Origin of the sequence: Flavobacterium aurantiibacter (assembly GCF_002251775.1) — a bacterium.
Classification (GTDB): domain Bacteria; phylum Bacteroidota; class Bacteroidia; order Flavobacteriales; family Flavobacteriaceae; genus Flavobacterium; species Flavobacterium aurantiibacter.
On record NZ_NOXX01000223.1, the window covers coordinates 19,597 to 27,076 of the forward strand.

Here is a 7,480-nt window from a genome sequence, read left to right on the forward strand (position 1 = left end):
TGCACAAATGCCAAATAGAATTACAAATGTTGAGTTTATTACTGTCGACACTATCCCGCAAAGTGTGTAAGTTAAAAAATAACAGGGTTTGANTTTTCGCCAAACCGCTGTTGTATGCAGGCAATTTTACGCTTCATTAATTATTTTTCTCATCAATTCAGTTACAAGTTTGATATCTTCCTCTGTCGTTCTCCAATTTACGAAAGCTGCTCTAATTCCAATCTTGTCGTTATATTTTGTTGGTGTCATAAAAACCTGCCCTGTATCGTTCAACTTTCTTAAAAAGGGCTTTACTTTTTCTTGATTGTCAGTTCCACTTAATGTAAAACAAACCGTGTTCAACCTCACTGGTGTCAATAGTTCAAAGTTTTTATCTTTCTTAATCAACTGTCCAAAGAGTTGAGCAACTTTAATGTTGTTTTCAACAATATCTTTTATTCCTTCTTTGCCATATGCAACTAATGAAAACCAAACTGGTAGAGCTTTTAAACGTCTTGAATTTTCGGGCAAAAAATTCAGGTAGTCGAAGTGTTCCATAGGGTCGCCCAAATATGGTGCATTTGAATTTTGAAAAGTATCAACTTGTAAAATATTGTATTTCTCTTTTACAAAACAAACCGCACTTTCATATGGAACATTTAGCCATTTGTGACAATCAATAGTAATACTGTCTGATGTTTCCCACCCTTTTAGTAAATGTTTGTGTGTGTCGGAACATATAGCAAAGCCTCCAAATGCAGCGTCAATGTGCCACCAAAAATTATACTTTATTTTGAGTTTCGCAATACTTACAAAGTCATCAAAATCAACTGTGTTTACTGTTCCACCACTTCCAATAAATATAAAAGGTTCGCCTTTTAATGTTTCTATTTTATTTTCAAAATCCGATATATCTATTGCTTCTCGATTTTCTTCTTTTGTTTTTACTTTTATAATATTACTACTCCCAATTCCTAATAGTGAAAGGGCTTTCAATGCAGATGAATGAGGTGTTGCTGTCAGGATATTTATTTTCTGAGTAACCCCTTCTTTTGCAAAGTCCTTTTCAAATTGTTTCCCTAACCACTGCCGTGCAACAGCAAGGCAAGTGAAGTTGGACATTGTTGCCCCCGTTACAAAGCCACCAAAATAGTCTTTCGGTAATTCAAATAAATCTAATAAAAGTTTTATTGTCTCAAATTCAATATTTGCTGAAATATCCCCTTGTGCGTCTATTTCTTGTGAGTTTTGGTCATAGATGCTGGTCAGCCAATCACCAACAATAGAAGCTGGTGTTGTCCCACCTGTTACATAACCCCAATATCTCGGTCCCGATGAAGAAACCATAATTGGCTCAAACCGTTCATTAAATTTTTGCAAAGCCCCAACTGTTCCAATGCCCTTCTGAGGTAATTTGTCTTTAAGTTCAATTCTATGAGTTTTAGAAGTTGGTCTACTGTTTAAATTGTTCAAATAATCTAAACCTTGAAGTTTAACTTTTTCAAGTAAACCATCCAAATGGTCAATGTCACTTTGTAAATGATTGTTCATATTTTTAGGAATGTCTGTTTTGCTTGCATACAACGGTTTGGCGCTTGGCGAAGAAGCGGATTTCGGAGCGCAAAACTGTCTGCCAGCACTGAATTTGATACGAAGCACAAAACTTCATTTAAGCACTGAACCCGCTTTTTTGCCAAACGCCTGTTACCACCAGTTATNCCATTTTCAATCAAAAACCAATTGATGTTTTTAATCATGGCGAATTATCCCGTGGTTTTACCTACGTCGATGATATTACCCAAGGTATGGAGGCCATCGTTGCAGCTTTAGCGTCTGGTGCCTACACGAAACCCTATGGGATGTATAATATTGGGAATAGTAAACCGGTTAGGTTGTTGGATTTTATTGAAGCCATCGAACACCGCACAGGGATTAATGCTCAAAAGAAATGGCTTCCTATGCAACCTGGTGACGTTGCACGGACATGGGCCGATGTCTCCGAATTACAACGCGATTTTCATTATCAACCCCAAACCGACTTGGATAAGGGGGTAAAGGCTTTTGTCGATTGGTATAAAGCGTATTATGGGGTAGGAGTTTAGTTACTGACGACTGCTGACTTTTGACTGCAAAAACTTCTTTTATTTGAATCCTTACTTTTTGTCTTTACAAAATAACTAACAAAAAGGTAAAGACTGAATATACAACTGGACTAAAATTAGATTTACATCTTAAATTATAACTAATGTATCCTAACTAGACAGCCATACTTTGAAACTTCCTAACTTTTCAATAGCTACAAAAATAGGTTCACTCTCAAAATTTGGTTTAAGATTTAACCTGATTCGCATCTTGGATACATAGTGCATCGTATTGATGGATTCATGGGACACCAAAAATTTCTTGTTTATCCGAAAGAAAAACTGAGGATTAACTTCATCTTCAATCTTTTTCAAACTAAACTCAATTGGTAACTTCCTACCGTCTTTTAAACACAAAAAGGTCCACTTATCTTCAGAAAAAAAATAGGCAATATCATCAATGTTAATTGATAGTAGTTGGTTAGAATACTTAACTAAAAAACGATTTCTATATCTTGATTCCCTTTTTTTCAAAATCTCACTGTAATTAGGCAAGACTGTTATTCTTTGAAACTTATCCAAACTTCGTTTTAAATTTGAAATTGTTATGGGCTTCAATAAATAATCAATACTATTTACTTCAAAGGCTTTAATAGCATATTCTGAATAAGCAGTAACAAAAATCACTGGGCTAGTCACATTGACTTCTTCAAATATGTTAAAACAATAATCATCTGAAAGATTAATATCTAGAAAAATTAAATCTGGCTTGTTATCTCTTAAATAAGAGATAGCATCTTTTACTGAACTTAATATGGCATCAACAATTATTTCATGTTCAAGAGACAATAACATAGAACTTAACCGCTCCGCAATTAGGTACTCATCTTCTATTATAACCACTTTAAGCATCTGAGGGATCAATTAGAGAAAGTTCAACTTTAAACAAATTATTCTCAATTTTAAATGTAGGTAGTTTTTTTCCGAGAAGTCTAAACTGTTTTTCAATGCTTTTTAATCCTATACCCAATGATTCAGTTTCCATAATTGCTTTTGGACTGTAGTTGTTCTCTATTACGAGCAAATCACCTATTGAATATATGGATATATATAATGGATTTGATTTATCAAAAATTGTATGCTTTAATGAATTCTCAACCAATACTTCTAAGGTTAAAGGAGGAATCAAAAATGGTAGTTTTGAGGCGTCAATTTTAATGTCAAAATGCAAACTCCCTTCATGTCGAATTTTTTGAAGTTTTATGTAAGATTCTAATAGCTTTAGCTCATCGGATAATTTCACCAAAAGCTCCTCAGAAGTTGTTAAATTATATCGAAAAACACTGGAAAGCTCTTCAACAAATCGAATAGCCTTTTCAGAATCTTTATCAATTAAACTAACTATGTTAGAGAAACAATTAAAAATAAAATGTGGATTCAATTGATTTTTTAAAGAAATATATTTATCATTCAAACTATCCAGCTCAACTTCATACAGTTTAATTCTCAATTCATTTTTTTGCTGTTCCGAAGCCAAATAGGCTTCAATTGAAAACACAAAAAATACAAATACTCCCACTATTCCAAAAAATGCGAAAAAAAGGGTGTCGAAAAACTGAGAATTTTTATCATCATTAAATAATTGAAGTGATATAAATCTCAAAATGAGACTTAACAAAAGCACAATAACAATTCCTATGCTGTAAAGGAATAATTTCCGATTTAGTTCATTTTTACTTAAATAAAAAGGTATTTTCACGATCCTTCGGTAAATAAAAAACACTCCCAAAGTAAAACCAAAACTCATAGGAAAAATAAGTATTACTTCAGTTAAAGCAAGAGGCAATGAAGCCTCTTGCAAGTCTTCTAAAAAATTTAGAAAACAAAAAATAAAACATAAAAAAAAATACAGTAATAGCCTAATTTTCATCGAATAATATGTTATTGTATAAGTATAGCCGATTCAACAATATCAACAGCATAAAAAAAACCTAAAATTCTATTCTTTGGATTCGTGATGTTAACAATATTACTTTTTATGGAAGCTGGAGGAGGGTTACCTATAAAAGATATACCTTGATTACCTGTTTGAGTGAATAACTCAAATAAAAATTGATAGTACTTTTTAGAAATACCTAATTGTTGTGCTTTAGCAAGATCACCAACTACGAATGAAACTTCTTCATTAGGATTAATTCCCACTCTTTGCTGTCCATCAAAAAATCTATCAGACACAATTAATGTCTCAGCGTTTCCTGGGTCAGGTACAATAGTAAAAATATTATTCTTAAATACACGATAATAATAATAATTCTCAACTCCTACGGGATCTGTAGTGTCAAATTTTAAAAAATATCCTTCATCCGTAAACAAGGTTTCCTCTTCAAACTCATAGTAAAAATTATCAAAAGGAGGGACCTCTGATAAGGTATCTGAGCCTGTATACGTTTCATTATTCCACACTATAGTGATAGTATACGTTTTACCAATTTGCGGCAATAAACTATTCGTTTCGTAAAAACCATTCTGGGTATGTATTAAATTCCATGTTGTTGTTCCATCAGTTATTGTAACCGTGGCATCTGAGACAAATGGGTTGCTAGAATTGGTTAAAAAAGGAAGCGTTTTAGTCAATCTTATTTTTTGAGTAGAATTGCCTGAGTTTCGCTCTATTCCACCTTCAATAACCAATCTCTCAACAGAGTTTAATGAAATATCACTTGTAACATCCTCTTCACAAGAAGTAAGCCCTATTAAAAGAAAAACCATTATAACAAACTGTTGGATTAACTTGTTCATATTCTTTAAATTTTCCATTTTTCGATATTTAAAATTCATTAATAAATATTTCTCGTTTTCATTCTAAAATTTAAACTCATAAGTAACACTCGGTACTATCCCAAAAAAAGATAAGCGAGTGGCTTCTGTATTTCCGGTAGCTGTCTCCACTCCATTTACTTCACTAACCTCTCTAAAGAAAATTGAAGCGGCGTTTTGACGATTGTATAAATTTGCAATACTAAAAATCCACTTTCCTGTTCTATTACTATCTTTTTTTGGATTTAAAGTCGCTGAAATATCTAAACGATGATAAACAGGTAATCGGTTGGCATTTCGATTGCTATAATCAGCAACTACAAGTCCATTCTGTTCATATCTACCTGTAGGATAGGTCACTGGTCTACCTGTACTAAATGTGAAAACACCTCCAAAATCCCAACGAGTATTCGTTTTTAAAAGACCAACTAGATTCAATCGATGCAACTGATCTGCATTGTTAGCATAAAATTCACCATTATTTATTCCGTTAATTCTATTCTCACTTCGTGATATGGTGTAACTTAACCAACCTGTCAAATTTCCCTTATTCTTATTCAATAAAAACTCAATACCATAAGCCCTACCCTCACCTTGAATAATTTGTGTTTCAACATCCTCTCTAAAAAGTAAGTCCGCACCATCTTTAAAATCAGTCACATTCGATAACTTTTTGTAGTAGGCCTCCACTGAAAAATCAAATTTATCTTCTTTAATTTTTGAAAAATAACCAACAGCGACTTGATCAGCAAACTGAGGGCGAATATAGGGGCCACTAGGTGTCCAAACATCTAGAGGAGTTGGGGAAGTGGTATTCGTTACTAAGTGAATATATTGATACATTCGATTGTAACTTGCTTTAAACGAGTTTTGATCACTTAACAAATAACGAAGGGAAAACCTTGGTTCTAAAGCATTGAATTGTTTTATTATGCTTCCCGAACCATAGTTTTTTTCACCAATAACTTCATTTTCTTCATAAACACCATAAATTGGATCATAAGTTAACGGACTTCCTGTGGCATACAAGCGTATATTCTCGTTACCCATTCGCATAAAATTTGAAAAACGAAAACCTGTTTGAATGTTCAGTTTTTCTGTTAAGTCAAACTCTGCATCAATGTAAAGTCCATTTTCTAATGCTGAGTTATTTTGAAATTTTTGAGCGATTATACTTGACCCATTTAGAGATGAAATCTCACCGGGATTAAACTTATAGGATGTAAAATCAATTCCACCTTTGATTGTTGCTTTTGAACTAGCATACCATGTTAACTTTGGTTTAAAATTAAAGTTTGTGATATTTGAGTTCCATTGAAACTCTGAACCTGACCGCAAATTATCTAAGGAGTAATCATAGTTTGAAAAAATAAATGAAGATTGAAAAAATAGATTTTCATTAATCGAATTTGTCCATCGTAAGGTTCCTACAATATTACCCCAAGAGGTACCCAAAAATTTAGGTAATTCAAATCGATCTCTACCAAAATACCCAGAAAGAAAAAGTTTATTCTTCTTATCCAAATCGTAATTTGCTTTTAAATTTAAATCGTAAAAGAAAAGTACATTATCTTTAAATTCATCATCTAAAAACGTAAAGGCATCAACATATGAACGTCTTCCAGCAAACATATAAGACCCTCTCCCATTTCCTAATGAATCTTTTTTTATTGGCCCTTCAACCAGTACCCGGCTTAAAATTAAACCTATACCAGCCTCACCATTAAACTTCTTTTTATTTCCTTCTTTCTGTCTTACATCCAAAACCGAAGATAATCGTCCACCAAAACTCGAAGGAATACCCCCTTTATACAACTTTACATCTTTGATAGCATCTGAATTAAACACAGAAAAAAAACCAAATAAATGAGAGGCATTATATATTGTTGCGTCATCAAGTAAAATTAAATTCTGGTCAGCATTCCCACCTCTAACATTAAACCCCGACGATGCTTCATTAGTGCTGGAGACACCAGGCAAAAGCTGTATTGATTTGATAACATCTGGCTCACCTAAAATTGCGGGTAGTTTTTTAATTGTTGAAGCCTTTAATGTATTCACACTCATTTCAACATTTCTAACTTTATTTTCCCCTTTTGGCTTATTTACAACTACCTCCTCTAAAATCAATGAGTTTTCCTCTAACTTAAAATCAATAATGGTATTTGATTTTACCACTATCTCCTGTTCAATAGTTTTATATCCAATAAAAGTTACATACAAAGTATGCTTTCCCTCTTCTAAAGATAGGGAATAATACCCATATTCATTAGTAGTATTACCAGCCTTAGTGCTCGAATAAACACTAACACCCAATAACTTCTCTCCTGTCTTCTTATCCTCCACATACCCTGAAACTGTGACCTTTTTTTGCCCATAGCTAAAAAAGGAAAGCAATAAAAAAAACATAAATACATTTTTTCTCATAGTAATTAAATTTAGATTTTACACAAAACTATACTTGGCTTTAAAAAAGCAAATACAATTTATGATGAACCTTGAAAATGACTGATGAACCACCGATTTTAAGGAACAAAACAACTAACTTGAGACTATTAAAAGGCATTCATAGTTTTGAAGAACAACTCTTAAGTTATAGAAAA

General features: G+C 32.8%; 6 protein-coding genes. 1 reads left to right on the top strand and 5 read right to left on the bottom strand.

The genetic code is table 11. The features are described from left to right. Positions 1–126: 126 nt before the first annotated feature. Positions 127–1,530 carry a pyridoxal phosphate-dependent decarboxylase family protein gene (locus CHX27_RS13870; RefSeq protein WP_094487358.1) on the bottom strand — a complete coding sequence of 468 codons (1,404 nt, stop codon included), beginning with the start codon at positions 1,528–1,530 and terminating at the stop codon, positions 127–129. A 254-nt stretch (positions 1,531–1,784) separates the two neighbouring features. Between CHX27_RS13870 and CHX27_RS13880 the strand changes: the two genes are divergently transcribed. Beyond that, positions 1,785–2,081, top strand: a complete 297-nt coding sequence (locus tag CHX27_RS13880) for a Rossmann-fold NAD(P)-binding domain-containing protein (RefSeq protein WP_094487360.1) — start codon at positions 1,785–1,787, stop codon at positions 2,079–2,081. A 150-nt stretch (positions 2,082–2,231) separates the two neighbouring features. On the opposite strand, the gene CHX27_RS13885 is transcribed toward CHX27_RS13880, so the two are convergent. The 4 genes from CHX27_RS13885 to CHX27_RS13900 all read right to left on the bottom strand — a co-directional run bounded on the left by CHX27_RS13885 (position 2,232) and on the right by CHX27_RS13900 (position 7,304). Then, positions 2,232–2,972 carry a LytR/AlgR family response regulator transcription factor gene (locus CHX27_RS13885; protein WP_094487361.1) on the bottom strand — a complete coding sequence of 247 codons (741 nt, stop codon included), beginning with the start codon at positions 2,970–2,972 and terminating at the stop codon, positions 2,232–2,234. Further along, the gene (locus CHX27_RS13890) at positions 2,965–3,990 is read right to left on the bottom strand and encodes a sensor histidine kinase (protein WP_094487362.1); all 1,026 of its coding nucleotides are present in this window, start codon (positions 3,988–3,990) and stop codon (positions 2,965–2,967) included. The genes CHX27_RS13885 and CHX27_RS13890 overlap by 8 nt, the downstream gene beginning before the upstream one ends. 11 nt (positions 3,991–4,001) lie before the next feature. Continuing rightward, positions 4,002–4,859: a DUF4249 domain-containing protein gene (locus CHX27_RS13895; protein WP_165764524.1), complete on the bottom strand. Its 858-nt coding sequence runs from the start codon at positions 4,857–4,859 to the stop codon at positions 4,002–4,004. Positions 4,860–4,922: 63 nt separating this feature from the next. Next, positions 4,923–7,304: a TonB-dependent receptor gene (locus tag CHX27_RS13900; protein WP_094487364.1), complete on the bottom strand. Its 2,382-nt coding sequence runs from the start codon at positions 7,302–7,304 to the stop codon at positions 4,923–4,925. Positions 7,305–7,480: the final 176 nt, after the last annotated feature.